Below are 16,177 nucleotides of genomic sequence, written 5' to 3'. Positions count from 1 at the left end.
CCGTCATCCGACCGGCCTCCGGCCTTCCCGCCGTCATCCGACCGGCCTCCGGCCTTCCCGCCGCACATGTTCGCGATGCCGGACGCCGCCTGCACCAGGCTGTCGAATCCGCGCCGCCGTGCCCACGGCCCCCGGCCGCCCCACGCACTCACCGTCCCGATGATCGCTCCGCTCGGCCGGTGCGCGCGGAGGTGGTCGTCGATGTAGGAGCCCGGCCGGTAGCCGCCGACCACCACGTCCACCGACGACATCAGCGCCGTCAGTCGCTCGTCGTCGTCGTCGACGAGCACGTCCAGGAGAGTCGAGTACTTGCCGGCGCCGGTGTCGAGGTGCTGGGCTTCGATCTCCGGCAGCAGTGGGGAGTCGACCCGCAGTACCGATGCACCGAGGAGGGCCAGATCGCGCGTGGCGACCGGGCCGGCGATGACCCGCGTGAGATCCAGTACGCGCACCCCGGCCAGCGGTCGCATCGGGTCGGTCGGTGGTTCGGGAAGCGACGGCAGACCGTCGGGACGCACGGTGGACGAGACGATGGGGCCGGAACGCGTGAAACGGCCGGGCGCCGAGCCGAACCACTCGTCCGGGGTCCGCACCGCCACGACGAGCGCGCCGAGTTCTGCTGCACGCTCCTCCACGTCCAGAGCCTCGCGGCGGAGGAGAGCCGCCGCGACGGCGGTGTGGTCGGAGTCGTCGGCGAGCTCGAGGAGCGAAAGCAGTCGCGCCCGGTGGTGCGGGTAGTTGGCGTGGGTGCGCACCCACCCGTCCGCGGTGCGGAAGAAGCCGGACAGGGCGGCGAACCCTGCGACCGGCCGCCCGTCGATGCGCAACAGTCTGTCTCCTGCGAACGACGCCGCGACCCGATCGCCGACCACCACGCGCGGTGACGGCGCGGTCAGCCCCGAGGCCACGCGGAACCGGTCGACCGCGGAACCGAGTGCAGCGACCGCACCGACGGCCAGCGCGGCCACCGGCAGGGTCGACGACAACACGCCCTCGGACACGGGTCGCACGGTGATGTCGGCGGCCTGAGCGAGACCCAGGTCGGCCTGGTACCGGTGCAGCAGGTCGGTCATACCTTGCGCGCGGAGATCTCCATGCCGGCGCCGCGGAGTCGGTGGATCAGCGCGTCACCGATTCCGGAGGCCGGGGTGAGCACGCCGCCGCCGACGGAGGGGAGTGCGTCACGGTCGAGCGCGAGCGCCAGTGCCGATTCGCCCAGCATCATGGCGGTGGCCGCGTAGCCGGGATCGCCCTTCGCCTTCACGCGCGAGACGTACCGGTCACCGGTGCTGGTGGTGGTGTAGACGTCGATCGTGAAATGCCCCTTCTGCCGGGTCTTCTCGCTGGGACCGTCGCCCGGCTTGGGCAGGATCTTGTCGAGGAGGAAACGGGTGGGCTTGAAGGCCATGCCCGCGACGAAGGCGCCCAGTCCGGCGAGCACGGCACCGGCGATCACCGGGGAGGCGGGCGACGAGCCGACGCTCATGACCTCGCTGTAGCGGAAGTTCTTGCCGTACGGGTATCCGAGCAGCGCGTTCGTGCGGCGCACGACCCGAGTGTTGTACGAGGACATCACGAACGGTGCCTTCCACCCCTTGAGATCGGGGTGGATGTCGGCGCCCTTGACGATGGGGGTGTCGCTCTGGCGTCCCAGATCCGGCTCGATCGAGCGGTCGGGGCTGAGCGAGTAGGGGCTCGCCGCCATCTTCGCCGCGGCGCGGTCCTTCGTGATCTCGTCGATCTGGCCGCGCAGCGAGTCGATGGTGCCGCCGCTGACCCCGCCGCTCATCGACGTCACGACGAGGGTGGTGTCGGTCAGGTCGCCTGCTCCGTCCTCGTGGACCTTGGAGTAGAGCGCGTGCACGCCGATGTCGGACGGCACCGAGTCGAAGCCGCAGGAGTGCACGATCCGAGCGCCGGTGGAGTGTGCGAGATCGTGGTTCTGGTCGGCACTGAGGCGAGCGAACAGCACTTCGCCGGTGAGGTCGACGTAGTCCGTGCCGTGCGCCGCGCAGACGTGCGCGAGCGTGCGTCCGAACTTCGCGTACGGCCCGACCGTGGTGATGACGACCTGTGTGCGAGAAGCGATGTCGGTGAGCGCGGCCTCGTCGTCCGCGTCCGCGACGAGCAGTGGCCAGTCGGCGGCGCGGGACGGCAGACCGCGACGGGTCGACTCCAGCTTGGATCGGGACCGGCCCGCGAGAGCGATCGACGTGCCCTGCGGGGCATGATTCGCCAGGTACTCGGCGGTGAGCGCGCCCACGAAACCGGTGGCGCCGTAGACGACGACGTCCAACTCGCGATCCCCTGCCGTGTCGAGATCGGACGCAGTGTCGAGTTCGGATGGGTCAGGTGCGGAAGTCTCGGCCATCACCCGAGCCTACAAGCGCTCCTGTGACCCACCACCACTCACCACGACCACGTGTGGACGGCCTCGCCCTCGTGCATGAGCTGCAGGTAGTCGGACAACATGCCCGCCACGGCGCGCTCGCGCGACTCCCCGGCACGCTCGCGTGCGACGACGGCATTGCGTTGCCACACCGATCCGGACTGACGGCGCAGGCATCGACCCTCGATGACCCGGAGGTAGCGGTCGCGCACCTCGGTGTCCACGCCGTACGACGCGAGACCCGCCTCGGCCATGGGCAGCAGTCGGCGCAGGACCAGCTCCTGCGGCGAGATCCAGCCGACCTCCGGCCAGTAGAGCCGCGAGTCGAACCCGCCGCGGGCCGCCGAGTGCAGGTTCTCCACGGCGGCGTCGAACGACATCTGCGTCCACACCGGCCGGTCCGCGTCGACGAGCGACCGCAGGGTGCCGTAGTACAGCGCCGCGTCGGCGAGGACGTCGAGCACGGTCGGCCCCGCGGGAAGAACGCGGTTCTCGAGGCGGATGTGCTGCTCGCCGTTCGAGGTGTCGTAGATCGGACGGTTCCATCGGTAGACGGTGCCGTTGTGCATCTTCAGCTCGGTCAGGCCGGGCGCTCGGCCCGCCGCGAGTTCGGCCATCGGATCCTCGTCGGACACGACCGGCAGCAGCGCGGGGAAATACCGCGAGTTCTCCTCGAACAGATCGAAGATCGACGTGATCCAGCGCTCGCCGAACCACACGCGGGGTCGCACTCCCTGGTTCTTGAGTTCCTGTGGGCGCGTGTCCGTCGCCTGTTCGAACAGGGGGATCCGGGTCTCGTGCCACAGTGCCTTGCCGGCGAGGAAGGGGGAGTTGGCGGCCAGTGCCACCTGCACTCCCGCCAGCGCCTGCGCGGCGTTCCAGTGCGCGGGGAACTCCGTCGGCGAGACCTGCAGGTGTAGTTGCACGGAGGTGCACGCGGCCTCGGGGAGGATCGTGTCGGAGATCTCGTTCAACGACTCGATGTCGTGGCTGCCGGGCAGAGGGACCCCGGTGATCGACAGTTCGATGTCCTCGCCGCGCGCCGCGAAGATCTGTTGGTTGAGCAGGTCGTATCGCGGATTGCTGGACAACCACTGGTGGGCGAAGTGATCCTTGCCCAGCGTGGGCAGCATCCCGATCATCGCCAGGGCGCATCCCTGCTCACGAGCACGGGCGTCCGCCGTGTCCAGGGAGGTGCGTAATCCGTTCTCCAGGATGCGCATCCGGTCGCCCGCCAGCGGTTCCGGGGCCACGTTGATCTCGATGTTGAACTGGCCCAGCTCGGTCTGGAAGTCCGGATCGGCGATCGCCTCGAGCACGGCCGCGTTGGCCATGGCCGGCTGCATCGACTCGTCCACCAGGTTGAGCTCGATCTCCATGCCCAGGCGTGGCTCGTCCACCCGGAAGGTGTCGTCCGCCAACATCGCCGCCAGGGCGTCCAGACACTCCTGCACCTTGTGCCGGAACATCTGCCGGTCCTTACGGCTGAACGTGCGCTGCTCGACCTCGTCGCCCATCACGACATTGCACCACGTGGGCGGCCGCCAGGCGCACGACACGGGGGTTCGGCGGTGTCACCAGGGCGAGGCCGCGTAGTCCTTGAGGAACTTCCCGTGCAGATCGACACCGAGCTCACCCTGGACGATGGGGTCGTAGACACGAGCCGCGCCGTCCACCAGATCCAGGGGCGCGTGGAAGCCCTCGTCGGCGAGGCGGATCTTCGTCGGGTGCGGGCGTTCGTCGGTGATCCAGCCGGTGTCCACCGCGCTCATCGAGATGCCGTCGTCGAGCATCTCGTTCGCACTGGTGCGCGTCAGCATGTTCAGTGCGGCCTTGGCCATGTTGGTGTGCGGATGCCCCGGTCCCTTGTAGCCGCGGCCGAACTGGCCCTCCATCGCGGAGACGTTGACGACGTAGGACCGGCGATGCGGCGACGCCGCCAGGGCGGCGCGCAGGCGCGAGACGAGGATGAACGGCGCCACCGAGTTGCACAGCTGCACCTCGAGCAGCTCGACGGGATCCACCTGGTCGACGGTGTGCACCCAGCTGTTGGTCGGCGCCTCGTCGGGTACCAGCCCACCCGCGTCGATCGCCGTTCCGGCAGCCATGCGCTGCAGGGACGCCGAACCGGCGACGAGGGCCATGGTGGTCACCTGCGACGGCCCCATGTTCGCCATGACGGCGGTGTCGAGAGCGACGGTGTCGCCGTCGGTCTCGCCGAACGCCCCCACCAGCGCTGCCGGGTGGGCATCGCTCGTCGCGCCGAACGTGCGCACCCCGAGCGCTGCCAGATCGACGCCGTGCTCACCGTCCTCGAGGGCGGTGTACGAGCCGGCGGACCGCTTGACGGTCTGAGCGGCGTTGTTGATCAGGATGTCGAGCGGGCCCTCCGCCGCGACGGAGTCCGCGAACGCGACCACCTGCGCGGGATCACGCAGGTCGATGCCGACGACGGACAGCCGATGCATCCAGTCGTGGCTGTCGGACATCGAGGAGAACCGGCGCACCGCGTCCGCGGGGAAGCGCGTCGTGATGGTCAGGTGAGCACCGTCGCGCAGCAGGCGCAACGCGATGTACATGCCGATCTTCGCGCGCCCGCCGGTGAGCACGGCGCGGCGGCCGGTGAGATCGGTCCGGGCGTCCCGCTTCGCGTGGTTCAGGGCGGCGCACTCGGGGCAGAGCTGGTGATAGAACGCGTCCACCGTCGTGTACCGCTGCTTGCAGATGTAGCAGGGACGCGCACGCTGCAGTGTGCCCGCGGTCTCGGTGGTGGTGGCCGACGTCAGCGCCAGCCCGGCGGTCTCGTCGTCGATGCGGTCGGGTGATCCGGTCGCCGTGGCGGCGACGACGGCGCGGTCGGCGTCGGCGACGCGGGCGCGCGACTCCAGGCGGCGACGCTTCTTCGCGGCCTTGAACATGCCGGCCGTGGCACGCTGCACGGTCACGGCGTCGGGGTGATCGTCGTCCAGGGCCGCCGCGCGGTCGAGCACGCGCAGGCACGCGGCGAGTTCGTCGGGGTCGATGCCCGTCACGCTGTGCTCCGTCATCGCCGCCTCCACGCTCCCGTGTCATGACGAAAGCCCCGATTCCGTGAGGAATCGGGGCTTTCGTCGGTCTGTCTTCGGTGTCCGAGGGGGGACTTGAACCCCCACGTCCGTTAATAGGACACTAGCACCTCAAGCTAGCGCGTCTGCCATTCCGCCACTCGGACAACCCGCGTCACACCCTGCTGGTCACACACAGTTCACGATCGCGTCGCACCCATGTTCTCGGTGCGGTCGCTAAATCTAGCCGATACCGCGCCCTGGACCAAAACCGCACGTCGGAGCACCTGCCGAGGCACCTGGAGTGGTAGGAACGAGCTGTGTCCGCAACAGGAGAGAACGACCACCAGACCGAGAAGCAGACCGTGGCCGTGGACGAGGTGGTCGACCTCGTCTCGTCGCTGATCCGCTTCGACACCTCCAACACCGGTGAGCTCGAGACCACCGCCGGCGAGAAGGAGTGCGCCGAGTGGGTGGCGCGCCAGCTCGAGGCCGTGGGGTACGAGACCGAGTACGTCGAGTCGGGTGCGCCCGGCCGCGGCAACGTCTTCGCCCGACTGGCCGGCGCCGACAGCTCACGCGGCGCGTTGCTCGTGCACGGCCACCTCGACGTCGTTCCGGCCGAGCCCGCCGACTGGAGCGTGCATCCCTTCTCGGGTGCCGTCGAGGACGGCTACCTGTGGGGACGCGGCGCCGTCGACATGAAGGACATGGTCGGCATGGCCCTGGCGCTGGCCCGACAGTTCAAGTCGGCCGGCACCGTCCCGCCCCGCGACCTGGTCTTCGCGTTCCTGGCCGACGAGGAGGCCGGCGGCAGGTACGGGTCGCACTGGCTCGTCGAGCACCGGCCCGATCTGTTCGAGGGTGTCACCGAGGCCGTCGGCGAGGTCGGCGGCTTCTCGCTGACGGTGTCCACCCCCGAGGGCGACGAGCGTCGCCTCTACCTCGTCGAGACGGCGGAGAAGGGGCTCGCCTGGATGCGTCTGACGGCCAAGGCTCGCGCCGGTCACGGATCGTTCCTGCACGAGGACAACGCCGTGACGTACCTCGCCGAAGCCGTTGCAGCACTGGGTAACCACCAGTTCCCGCTGGTGATGACGGACTCGGTGACCGAGTTCCTCGCCGCCGTGAGCTCGGAGACCGGCCTGGCCTTCGACCCCGAGTCGCCCGACATCGACGGCACCCTCGCCAAGCTCGGCAGCATCGCCCGCATCGTCGGCGCGACACTGCGCGACACGGCAAACCCCACGATGCTCTCGGCCGGGTACAAGGCCAACGTCATCCCGCAGACGGCCTCCGCCACCATCGACTGCCGCGTCCTGCCGGGACGCAAGGCGCAGTTCGAGCGCGAGGTCGACGCGCTCATCGGTCCGCACGTCGAACGGTCCTGGATCACCGACCTGGAGCCGTACGAGACCACGTTCGACGGGCACCTCGTCGACGCGATGAACGACGCGATCCTGGCGTTCGACGAGAACGGTCGCACGGTGCCCTACATGCTGTCCGGCGGCACCGACGCCAAGGCGTTCGCCAAGCTGGGCATTCGCTGCTTCGGCTTCGCGCCGCTCAAGCTGCCGCCCGAGCTCGACTTCGCGGCGTTGTTCCACGGCGTGGACGAACGGGTACCCGTCGAGTCGTTGATCTTCGGTACCAAGGTCTTCGAGCACTTCCTTCTGCACAGCTGACAACCCCCGAACCCATATCTCCCGAGAGGACCTCATGTCACACGATCCCTACGCCGCACTGCCGTCGCTGCCGTCGTTCGAGCTCACGTCGGACAACGTCACCGACGGTCAGCCGCTCCACGAGGACCAGGTCAGCGGCATCATGGGCGCGGGCGGCCACGACAACTCGCCGCAGCTGTCGTGGTCGGGTTTCCCGGAGGAGACCAAGAGCTTCGCCGTCACCGTCTACGACCCCGATGCGCCGACGGCGTCCGGTTTCTGGCACTGGGCGGTGGCGAACATCCCCGTCTCGACCACCACCCTGGTCACCGGAGCGGGCGACGACAGCTCCACCGGGTTGCCGAACGACGCGATCACGCTGCGCAACGACGCGGGCCTGGCCCGGTTCATCGGTGCCGCACCCCCGCAGGGGCACGGACCGCACCGCTACTTCGTGGCGGTACACGCCGTCGACGTCGAGAAGCTCGAGATCGACGAGAGTGCGTCACCGGCGTACCTCGGATTCAACCTCTTCAGTCACGCCATCGCGCGTGCCGTCATCGTGGGCACGTACGAGCAGAGCTGACGAGAACCGAGTCAGCGCGGCCCGGGCCGCGGGACAGTCTCCGTGCCGACCGCGTCGGCCACCGAGGCGAATCCCGCGGCCCGGGCTCGTCGAGCCAGGCCGACGGCGACGCGGCGCGCCCAGAACGGACCGCCGTAGACGAAGCCGGTGTACCCCTGCACGAGGGTGGCACCGGCGAGGATGCGTTCCCACGCGTCGTCGGCGGTCTCGACACCGCCGACCGAGATCAGCGTCATCGAGTCCCCGACGCGTGCACGCAGTCGGCGCAGCACCTCGAGTGATCGGTCCGCGACGTACGGGCCGGAGACGCCACCCGCTCCGAGATCCGCGGTCCCGGCCGTCCGCAGCCCGTCGCGCCCGATGGTCGTGTTGGTCGCCACGATGCCGGCGGATCCGAGCTCCATGGCCAGGTCTGCCACCGCGTCGACGTCGTCGTCCGACAGGTCGGGCGCGATCTTCACCAGGACGGGCACCGTCACGACGCTCGCCACGGCGGCCAGCAGAGGCCGCAGCGATTCCACCGCCTGCAGATCCCGCAGTCCGGGGGTGTTCGGCGAACTCACGTTGACCACGACGAAGTCCGACAGCGGGCCGAGCAGCCGCGCACTCTCCGTGTAGTCGATCGCGGCGTCCGCCGCGGGAACCACCTTCGTCTTGCCGATGTTGGCGCCGACCGGGATGTCCCCGCGCCGTCCGCGCAGACGCTCGGCCACCGCCGCCGCACCCGGATTGTTGAAACCCATGCGGTTGAGCAGGCCTCGGTCGGCGGGAAGCCGGAAGAGTCGAGGCTGTGGGTTCCCGGGTTGCGCCTGCGCGGTCACGGTGCCGACCTCCGCGAAACCGAACCCCAGCGGACCCCACGCGTCGACACCCTCACCGGTCTTGTCGAAACCGGCGGCCAGGCCGACCGGGGTGGGGAACGTCACGCCGAAGGTGGTCGTCCGCAGTGCCGGATCTCGGACCGAGAGCACGCGCGAGACCAGCGCACGCAGGGGCGCGAATCGAGTCACCGCGACCATCGCCGCGAATGCGAGGTGATGAATGCGTTCCGGAGGGAGCAGGAACATCGCGCGGAGCAGCAGCCGGTACGGGCTCACAGCCTGGAAACCTCTCGTCGGGGAATCTCGTCGGTGGTGCGGCGCCGCCACTCGGTCAGAGACCGGGATCGGGCACGTGGTGCGCGGTCTTGCGTCGCTTGAGAAGTACTCGCCTGCTGCCGTCGGTGTACAGCCGGACCCGGGAGAGCTCCCACCCACCGAACTCGGCAGAGATGGCCAGCCGCATCGAGGCCGTCACTCGGGTGACGTCCGGCGGCAGCTTGATGGGCACGTACTCCCAGTCGTCCGACTGGGTCTCCCAGCCGACGGGCATCGCACGGTTGTTCCGGTTCACGGATCTCGCTCTCGTCCTCGCGGGCACTCACGCCCGGGTCGGGATCACCTGGACCCCGGCGCCACTGTTCGAGCCTACGAAAAGTTCGCCGGACTGCGAGTCCACGGCGAGCGAGTCGGGCTGGCGCACTGTGGGGAACCGTGCCGACTCGACAGGAATTCCGGAGGTGATGTCGAATCCCACCACCTCGTTCAGTGCGGTCACGGTCACCCACACGATGCCGTCGTCCTCGCACGCGACGGCGAACGGGGAACCGGCGACGGGGTAGCGCTGTCGCATGATCAGATCGGGGTCGCCCGTGAAGACGAGCAGTTCGTCGTCGGTGGTGTCGGCGACCACGACGGCACCGTCGGCGCATCCGGTCATGCGGGTGGCCCCGTCGCCTGCGCGCAGCGCGGCGCCGAGACGTTCGGCACCGACGTTCACGGACGTCACCGACGTCTGCCGGGTGTCCAGGGACACCAGATCGTCTCCGGTGCGTACGAGACCGTCGACCGACGCCTGACCGGGGATGGTGCTCTCGACCGCGCCGTCGGCTCCCGTGATCACGACGGTTCCGGTCGGCGTCCCGACGGCGTACCCGTCGTCCCACGGCGTCACCGAGGCGGCGCCGCCGTCGATCGCGACGTCGGTCGCCTCACCGGACTGCGCGTCCACCCGGCTGATGCCCGACGACGACGTGACCAACAGTTCGCCGTCCCTGCCGGCGGAGACGGACGTGCCGGGTGCGGAGAGTCGCACCGAGCGCGGATTCTCCTCCGAGTCGAGCGGGGTCAGCAGCAGCGTCGTACCGTCGTCGGTGAGGATCCCGGCAATCCGGTCGCGAGGCTCGATCGCGAGGCCGTCGACGGTGGCCGGACCGCCGAAGCGCGGGTCGGCCGTGACGCCCGCCGGCATGACGGTCGTGTCGGGGGACACCGCGGCGACCTCCGGCTCACGCGTGTTCAGCTGCTCCGGATCGTCGGAGTTCGCGCATCCTGCTGTGACCGTCGTCACCAGGGCGAGGCCGAGAAGGACGAAACGGGTACTGCTGCGTCGTGCCGAGTGGGCATTGGTCGGTCGGGGTGCCATGGGGGTGATTCTCCTTCAGGTCTTCTCTCATCCGATCATCTCGCCGTCCCGGCGCGAGCACGGGGGAGGGATGTGTCCACCATGACGCGTCTGTACGTTTCGACGAGTGCCTGTCGACGAGAGAGAGCGAGGGAGGGCGCATGACGGGGCCGAGCAATACGGAGTTCTCGGTGGAGGACGTGTCGGTGGGGGCGCACGCCCACGGGTTCGGGTCCACTCCGGACGGGCGGAGCTTCGCCTTCCGGGTACGCGGTAAGTCGTTGCGCGTGGAGGTCTACCGCTCCGACCTGGCGCAGGCCGTTCCCGACGATCTCGACGTCGACGCGGTCGCGGAGCGCGATGTCACGGACGTCGACCTCTCGGACGAGCGCTCGATCGTCGCCGCGGTCCGGGACGCGGTCGCCGACGTCCGTCCGCTCGACTCGCCGCAGCCGCCCGACACCACACTCCTGCGATCGCTGCTCGGGCGGCTGGGCAACGCGATCGACCCGAAGTGACGGTCAGGAACTGACGTCGTCCAGCGCGGAGCTGATGGCCGACGGAAGCGCGACCTCCTCGGCGGCCAACACACCCGTCAGCTGACCGATGTCCCGCGTCCCGACCACGACCGACGCGACACCGGGGCGATCTCGGGCCCACGCCAGAGCCACCGCGAGTGGCGACGTGCCCAGACCGTCGGCCGCCGTGATGACAGCCTCGACCACCTTCCCGCCGTCCTCACCGAGGAAGGGTGCGAGCGCGTGGCGTCGGTGATCGTCCGCGCCGCGTGAATCCGCGGGTACACCGTCCCGGTACTTGCCCGTGAGCACGCCGCCCGCCAGAGCCGACACCGCGAGAACGCCCACGCCGTGGTGGTCGGCCGCGGGGAACAGCTCGTCCTCGGCGCCGCGCGCGAGCAGGGAGTACTCCGCCTGCGCCGCGGTGATGTCGACGGACGCCGACACGGTGGCCAGCTGCCACGCCGTGAAGCCGCGAACACCCGCGTAGCGGACCCGCCCGGACGAGACCGCGTGCTCCAGAGTCGCCGCCACCTCACCGAGAGGGGTCTGCGGATCCCACGCGCCGACGCTCCACAGATCGAGGTGATCGGTGCCGAGCTCGCGCAGTGTCCTGTCCAGGTCTGCGAGGAGCGCGCGCCGCGAGCAGTCGACGGTCCAGTGCCCCGAGGTGTCCGGACGCGAGACGCCGGAATCGATGCTGAGAACCAGCTCACCGCGCGGAACCACGTCGTCGACGATTTCGGCCAACACCCGCACCGCGCGTCCGTCTCCATACGAGGCGGACGCGTCGACGAGGGTCCCGCCCGCGTCGACGAACGCCGTCACCTGCGCCGCGGCGTCGTCACCGTCGACTCCGCGTCCCCATTCACCCGTTCCGAGCCCCAGGCGTGACACCCGCAGCCCGCTGCTCCCGACCGTTCTGTGCTTCATGAAGGCAGTGCATCCGTTTCGCCGTGTTCCGTCCGTGTCTCGTCCTGCCGACACGGTGGTCGAGGCACGACCCTAGTACGGTCGTGCCTCGTGACTTCGACAGGAAACCTCGTCGGTGGCGTCTGCGCGCCGCGGAATCGGACGGCAGGAGAGCAGCGATGATCGCGGAATCGATGTCCTGGGTGCAGGCCCTCGTGCTCGGCGCCGTGCAGGGGTTGACCGAGTTCCTCCCCATCTCCTCCTCTGCACACCTGCGCATCGTCTCCGAGGTCTTCTTCGGTGACGACGCCGGCGCGTCGTTCACCGCGGTGACGCAGCTCGGTACCGAGGCCGCGGTCCTGCTCTACTTCGCCCGCGACATCGGGCGCATCGTCGCGGCGTGGTTCCGCGGTATCGCCGACAAGTCCCAGCGCGACACGCTGGACTACCGCATGGGGTGGTACGTCATCTTCGCCACCATCCCGATCGGGGTGCTCGGCTTCGTCTTCAAGGACGCGATCCGGACGGGTGCGCGCAACCTGTGGATCATCGCGACGCTGCTCATCGTGTTCGCCGTGGTCATCGCCGTCGCGGAGAAGGTCGGCCGACAGACGCGACCGATCGAGAAGCTCACCACCCGCGACGGCCTCGTCATGGGCGCGGCGCAGTGTCTCGCGCTCATCCCGGGCGTGTCCCGATCCGGCGCCACCACGAGTGCCGGTCTGTTCATGGGGCTGACGCGTGCCGCCGCAGTCCGCTTCTCGTTCCTGCTCGCGATCCCGGCCGTCACCGCGTCCGGACTCTTCTCCTTGCCGGATGCCTTCGAACCGGCGGGCGAAGGTCTGCAGGCATCGGGTTCCCAGCTCGTCGTGGCGACGCTCGTGGCCTTCGTACTGGGGTACGCCTCCATCGCCTGGTTGCTGCGCTTCGTCGAGAACCACTCGCTGTACTGGTTCGTCGGGTACCGCATCGTCGTCGGCGTCGCGGTTCTCGGCCTCCTCGCCACAGGTGTCGTCGCAGCGAACTGACGCCACCGCAACGCCGGGCGCCCCTCGCGTCTCACTAGGCTGAGGTCATGACGGTCATACTTCTGCGCCACGGACGCTCGACGTCCAACACGGCCGGCACGCTCGCGGGCAGGTCGGACGGCGTGGAACTCGACGATCTCGGTCGGGAGCAGGCGGAGCGTGTCGTCGCCCGTCTCGAGGTGCTTCCGCTCGCGGCGATCGTGCGATCACCGTTGCTCCGGTGCGAACAGACGATCGCGCCTCTCGCTGCGGCGCGCGAGCTCGAACCCGTCGTGGAGGATCGGCTGCTCGAGGTCGACTACGGCGAGTGGACCGGCAAGCCGATCAAGGATCTCGTGGGGGAGCCGCTGTGGAAGGTGGTGCAGCAGCACCCGTCCGCTGCCGTCTTCCCCGGGGGTGAGGGCCTCGCCGACGTGCAGATCAGGGCGGTGCGCGCGATCCGTGAGATCGACGCGCGGCTCGCCGCCGAGCACGGCGCCGACGTGCTGTGGGTGGCCTGTTCGCACGGCGACGTCATCAAGTCCGTCCTGGCCGATGCTCTGGGGTCGCACCTGGACCAGTTCCAGCGCATCGTGGTGGACCCGGCGTCGATCAGTGTCGTCCGGTACACCGAGACGCGGCCGTTCGTCCATCGTCTCGGCGATCTCGGTGGGGATCTGACGCAGTTCGTTCCGACGCCGCCCGCCGAGACGGACACCACTGCCGAGGCCCCGTCCGACCAGGCTCCGACCGCGTCGGAATCGGACGCCGTCCCCGGTGGTTCCACCGGACAGTGACAACACGCGGATAATGGGAGTCACAGCCGCGGCAGTTCGGCGGCGCGATCTTTGGAGGTGCAGATATGCCACGCGCGATTCACGTCTTTCGCACCCCCGACCGGTTCGTCGCCGGAACGGTGGGTGAGCCCGGCGATCGATCCTTCTACCTCCAGGCAGTGCACGACGCCCGAGTGGTGTCGGTGGCGCTCGAGAAGCAGCAGGTTCAGGTCCTGGCCGACCGTGTCGGGCTCCTGCTCGACGAGGTGGCGAGGCGCTTCGGTACCGATGTGCCACCCGAGGAAGCCGATCCCAGCGACGTCGACCCACTGGTGATGCCCGTGGACGCCGAGTTCCGGGTCGGGACCATGGGTCTGGGCTGGGACGCCGACGCCGGCGCCGTCGTGGTGGAGCTGCTCGCCATCACCGAGACCGAGATCGACGAGTCGGTGGTGCTCGACGACACCGACGAGGGTCCGGACGCCGTGCGGGTGTTCCTGAGTCCGGAGCAGGCCCGTGAGTTCGCCGCGCGCAGCGAGCGCGTCATCGCTGCCGGTCGGCCCCCGTGCCCGCTCTGCGGGGAGCCCCTCGCGCCCGGTGGTCACATGTGCGTGCGGACCAACGGGTACCGGCGCGGCACCGTGCTGGGAAGCGACACAACCGAGTTCGGGGACGAGTCCTGACCTCCGCCGGCGACGCCACCGCGCCCTGGACCGACGACGACACGGACCTGCTCGCGCACGGCGAGATGACCATCGTCGGTCGCGTGGTGCAGGCGTCCAACGCGACGCTCGTGTGCGAGATCGAGCGTGAGGATCCCGCGCCGGCACTGCGCTGTGTCTACAAGCCGGTGCGCGGGGAACAGCCGCTGTGGGACTTCCCCGACGGCACGCTGGCGGGCCGCGAGATCTCGTCCTACCTGATCTCCGACGCACTGGGCTGGGGCGTCGTGCCCACGACCGTGCTTCGGGACGGTCCGCTCGGTGTCGGCATGGTGCAGCGGTGGATCGACACCGTCGAGCGCCTCCCCGAGAAGGGCGAGGGCTACGACATGGTGGACCTCTGCCGACCCGACCTCGTGCCCTCGTCCTACATCCCCGTGCTCCGGGCCTACGACGATGCCGGCGACGAGGTGGCACTGGTGCACGCGGACGATCCGCGGCTGCACCGGATGGCTGTTCTCGACGTCGTCATCAACAACGCCGACCGCAAGGGCGGACACGTGCTCGAGGCACTCGACGGCTCCGTGTACGGCGTGGACCACGGCATCGCCCTGCACCGGCAGAACAAGCTGCGGACCGTGCTGTGGGGGTGGGCCGGTCGACCCGTCGACGCCGCTCTGGTGGCCGACCTCGTCGACTTCTCCCGCGACCTGCGCGGTGCCTTCGGGGACACCCTCGCGCCGCACATCACGGACGAGGAGATCGAGGCGCTGGCCGGTCGCGTGTCGCGGTTGCTCGCGGAACCGGTCATGCCGGCGCCCGACTCCAGCAGGCCCATTCCCTGGCCCGCGTTCTAGACCGGGCACGCGGCGGCGGCTCCGGCCCGACCGGATAGTCTTCACCCATGCAGTCGTGGCCCGAAGTGGACGTTCCCAGCGTGCCGGGCGAGGGCCCGCCGCTCCGTTTGTACGACACGGCCGATCGCGCCGTGCGTCCCGTCGCGCCCGGTTCGACCGCCACCATGTACGTCTGCGGCATCACCCCGTACGACGCGACGCACCTGGGCCATGCGGCCACCTACCTGACGTTCGACCTCGTCAACCGGGTCTGGCGCGACGCCGGTCACGACGTGCACTACGTCCAGAACGTCACCGACGTCGACGACCCGCTCTTCGAGCGCGCGGCACGCGACGGCGACGACTGGGTGTCGCTCGGACAGCGCGAGACCGACCTCTTCCGGTCGGACATGACCGCGCTCCGCGTCATCCCGCCGCGCGACTACATCGGCGCGGTCGAGTCCGTGACCGAGGTCGTGGAGCTCGTCGAGAAGCTCGTCGCCTCGGGCGCCGCCTACGTGGTGGACGACGCCGAGTACCCCGACGTGTATTTCCGCGCGGACGCCACCGAGCAGTTCGGCTACGAGTCCGGGTACGACCGGGCGACGATGGACACCTTCTTCGCCGAGCGCGGCGGAGATCCCGACCGCCCCGGCAAGCGCGACCCTCTCGACGCCCTCGTCTGGAAGGCCGAGCGTCCAGGCGAGCCGTCGTGGCCCTCGCCGTTCGGTCCGGGGCGCCCCGGCTGGCACATCGAGTGCGCGGCGATCGCGTTGAACCGCATCGGATCCGGCTTCGACGTGCAGGGTGGCGGCAGTGACCTCATCTTCCCGCACCACGAATTCTCCGCGGCCCACGCCGAATCGCTCACGGGCGCAGACCGTTTCGCGCGACACTACGTGCACACCGGCATGATCGGCCTCGACGGCGAGAAGATGTCCAAGTCGCTGGGCAATCTCGTCCTGGTCTCGAAGCTCACCGCTGCGGGTGTCGATCCCGGTGCCATCCGCCTCGGTCTCCTCGCCGGCCACTACCGGCAGGACCGCACCTGGACCGTCGAGATCCTCGCCGCTGCGCAGGACCGACTCGCGTTGTGGCGCAAGGCCGTGGCGCTCGAGTCGGCACAGTCCGCCGAGGACACCGTCGCCCGCGTGCGCCAGCACCTGGCCGACGATCTCGACTCCGCCAAGGCACTCGACGCGATCGATGCGTGGGCACACGACGCCGTGACGCTCGGCGGCTCCGACCCCGCGGCGCCGGGGCTGGTGTCGCTGGCGGTGGACGCGCTGCTGGGTGTGAAGCTCTAGCTCGTCGGGAGTGGTGTTCCACTCGTGGTTCGTG

At 69.6% G+C, this 16,177-nt stretch carries 16 protein-coding genes and 1 tRNA gene; 8 read left to right on the top strand and 9 right to left on the bottom strand.

The annotated features are described in order from the left end of the window. The 5 genes from ASG69_RS10595 to ASG69_RS10575 form a co-directional block, all read right to left on the bottom strand. Positions 1 to 1,073, bottom strand: a 1,073-nt coding sequence (locus ASG69_RS10595) for a CoA transferase (RefSeq protein WP_056695760.1), incomplete at its 3' end; no start/stop codon positions are given. Continuing rightward, a complete protein-coding gene (locus ASG69_RS10590; protein WP_056444622.1) occupies positions 1,070 to 2,371 on the bottom strand; it encodes a saccharopine dehydrogenase family protein in 1,302 nt (433 codons plus the stop codon). The genes ASG69_RS10595 and ASG69_RS10590, both read right to left, overlap by 4 nt. A gap of 38 nt (positions 2,372 to 2,409) precedes the next feature. Further along, entirely contained in the window at positions 2,410 to 3,906 is a 1,497-nt protein-coding gene (locus tag ASG69_RS10585; protein WP_027505325.1) for a glutamate-cysteine ligase family protein, read from the bottom strand. A gap of 57 nt (positions 3,907 to 3,963) precedes the next feature. Continuing rightward, positions 3,964 to 5,436, bottom strand: coding sequence for an SDR family NAD(P)-dependent oxidoreductase (locus ASG69_RS10580; protein WP_056445173.1), 1,473 nt, complete (start codon positions 5,434 to 5,436; stop codon positions 3,964 to 3,966). 78 nt (positions 5,437 to 5,514) lie between these two features. Continuing rightward, positions 5,515 to 5,600: transfer RNA gene (locus ASG69_RS10575), tRNA-Leu, on the bottom strand. 153 nt (positions 5,601 to 5,753) lie between these two features. Between ASG69_RS10575 and ASG69_RS10570 the strand changes: the two genes are divergently transcribed. Together ASG69_RS10570 and ASG69_RS10565 are read left to right on the top strand one after the other, a co-directional pair. Then, a complete protein-coding gene (locus ASG69_RS10570; protein WP_081821196.1) occupies positions 5,754 to 7,118 on the top strand; it encodes a M20/M25/M40 family metallo-hydrolase in 1,365 nt (454 codons plus the stop codon). Between the two features lie 34 nt (positions 7,119 to 7,152). Continuing rightward, complete coding sequence (locus tag ASG69_RS10565; RefSeq protein ID WP_027505328.1) at positions 7,153 to 7,683, top strand: YbhB/YbcL family Raf kinase inhibitor-like protein; 531 nt, start codon at positions 7,153 to 7,155, stop codon at positions 7,681 to 7,683. 11 nt (positions 7,684 to 7,694) lie between these two features. Here the strand turns inward: ASG69_RS10565 and ASG69_RS10560 are convergent, their stop codons facing one another. From ASG69_RS10560 to ASG69_RS10550, 3 genes are read right to left on the bottom strand one after another with little or no spacing between them, the layout of a single operon-like run. Next, positions 7,695 to 8,780: a quinone-dependent dihydroorotate dehydrogenase gene (locus tag ASG69_RS10560; protein WP_268788558.1), complete on the bottom strand. Its 1,086-nt coding sequence runs from the start codon at positions 8,778 to 8,780 to the stop codon at positions 7,695 to 7,697. 55 nt (positions 8,781 to 8,835) lie between these two features. Further along, complete coding sequence (locus ASG69_RS10555; RefSeq protein WP_037185612.1) at positions 8,836 to 9,054, bottom strand: DUF5703 family protein; 219 nt, start codon at positions 9,052 to 9,054, stop codon at positions 8,836 to 8,838. A 48-nt stretch (positions 9,055 to 9,102) separates the two neighbouring features. Next, entirely contained in the window at positions 9,103 to 10,146 is a 1,044-nt protein-coding gene (locus ASG69_RS10550) for a hypothetical protein (RefSeq protein WP_056444619.1), read from the bottom strand. 140 nt (positions 10,147 to 10,286) lie between these two features. Here ASG69_RS10550 and ASG69_RS10545 point away from each other — a divergent pair, with 140 nt between their 5' ends. After that, complete coding sequence (locus ASG69_RS10545; protein ID WP_056444616.1) at positions 10,287 to 10,643, top strand: hypothetical protein; 357 nt, start codon at positions 10,287 to 10,289, stop codon at positions 10,641 to 10,643. Positions 10,644 to 10,646: 3 nt separating this feature from the next. Here the strand turns inward: ASG69_RS10545 and ASG69_RS10540 are convergent, their stop codons facing one another. Beyond that, complete coding sequence (locus ASG69_RS10540) at positions 10,647 to 11,576, bottom strand: aldo/keto reductase (protein WP_056444614.1); 930 nt, start codon at positions 11,574 to 11,576, stop codon at positions 10,647 to 10,649. Positions 11,577 to 11,737: 161 nt separating this feature from the next. Between ASG69_RS10540 and ASG69_RS10535 the strand changes: the two genes are divergently transcribed. From ASG69_RS10535 to mshC, 5 genes are all read left to right on the top strand, one after another. Then, complete coding sequence (locus ASG69_RS10535; RefSeq protein ID WP_027505333.1) at positions 11,738 to 12,583, top strand: undecaprenyl-diphosphate phosphatase; 846 nt, start codon at positions 11,738 to 11,740, stop codon at positions 12,581 to 12,583. A 47-nt stretch (positions 12,584 to 12,630) separates the two neighbouring features. Next, positions 12,631 to 13,359: a histidine phosphatase family protein gene (locus ASG69_RS10530; protein WP_056444611.1), complete on the top strand. Its 729-nt coding sequence runs from the start codon at positions 12,631 to 12,633 to the stop codon at positions 13,357 to 13,359. Between the two features lie 65 nt (positions 13,360 to 13,424). Then, positions 13,425 to 14,021: a DUF3090 domain-containing protein gene (locus ASG69_RS10525; protein ID WP_027505335.1), complete on the top strand. Its 597-nt coding sequence runs from the start codon at positions 13,425 to 13,427 to the stop codon at positions 14,019 to 14,021. Further along, entirely contained in the window at positions 14,018 to 14,857 is an 840-nt protein-coding gene (locus ASG69_RS10520) for an SCO1664 family protein (RefSeq protein ID WP_373425285.1), read from the top strand. Before ASG69_RS10525 ends, ASG69_RS10520 begins: the two co-directional genes overlap by 4 nt. A gap of 47 nt (positions 14,858 to 14,904) precedes the next feature. Continuing rightward, positions 14,905 to 16,143, top strand: a complete 1,239-nt coding sequence (mshC, locus tag ASG69_RS10515) for a cysteine--1-D-myo-inosityl 2-amino-2-deoxy-alpha-D-glucopyranoside ligase (RefSeq protein WP_056444609.1) — start codon at positions 14,905 to 14,907, stop codon at positions 16,141 to 16,143. Positions 16,144 to 16,177: the final 34 nt, after the last annotated feature.

This window comes from Rhodococcus sp. Leaf225, assembly GCF_001426145.1.
Taxonomy (GTDB): Bacteria; Actinomycetota; Actinomycetes; order Mycobacteriales; family Mycobacteriaceae; genus Rhodococcoides.
Note: the sequence above shows the minus strand (reverse complement) of the source record. Positions and strands in the feature narration are given on the sequence as shown.

Coding starts and splice junctions, on each gene's coding strand:
- ASG69_RS10590 (WP_056444622.1), bottom strand. CDS start 2,371: ATGGCCGAGACTTCCGCACCTGACCCATCCGAACTCGACACTGCGTCC.
- ASG69_RS10585 (WP_027505325.1), bottom strand. CDS start 3,906: ATGGGCGACGAGGTCGAGCAGCGCACGTTCAGCCGTAAGGACCGGCAG.
- ASG69_RS10580 (WP_056445173.1), bottom strand. CDS start 5,436: ATGACGGAGCACAGCGTGACGGGCATCGACCCCGACGAACTCGCCGCG.
- ASG69_RS10565 (WP_027505328.1), top strand. CDS start 7,153: ATGTCACACGATCCCTACGCCGCACTGCCGTCGCTGCCGTCGTTCGAG.
- ASG69_RS10555 (WP_037185612.1), bottom strand. CDS start 9,054: ATGCCCGTCGGCTGGGAGACCCAGTCGGACGACTGGGAGTACGTGCCC.
- ASG69_RS10550 (WP_056444619.1), bottom strand. CDS start 10,146: ATGGCACCCCGACCGACCAATGCCCACTCGGCACGACGCAGCAGTACC.
- ASG69_RS10545 (WP_056444616.1), top strand. CDS start 10,287: ATGACGGGGCCGAGCAATACGGAGTTCTCGGTGGAGGACGTGTCGGTG.
- ASG69_RS10540 (WP_056444614.1), bottom strand. CDS start 11,576: ATGAAGCACAGAACGGTCGGGAGCAGCGGGCTGCGGGTGTCACGCCTG.
- ASG69_RS10530 (WP_056444611.1), top strand. CDS start 12,631: ATGACGGTCATACTTCTGCGCCACGGACGCTCGACGTCCAACACGGCC.
- ASG69_RS10525 (WP_027505335.1), top strand. CDS start 13,425: ATGCCACGCGCGATTCACGTCTTTCGCACCCCCGACCGGTTCGTCGCC.
- mshC (WP_056444609.1), top strand. CDS start 14,905: ATGCAGTCGTGGCCCGAAGTGGACGTTCCCAGCGTGCCGGGCGAGGGC.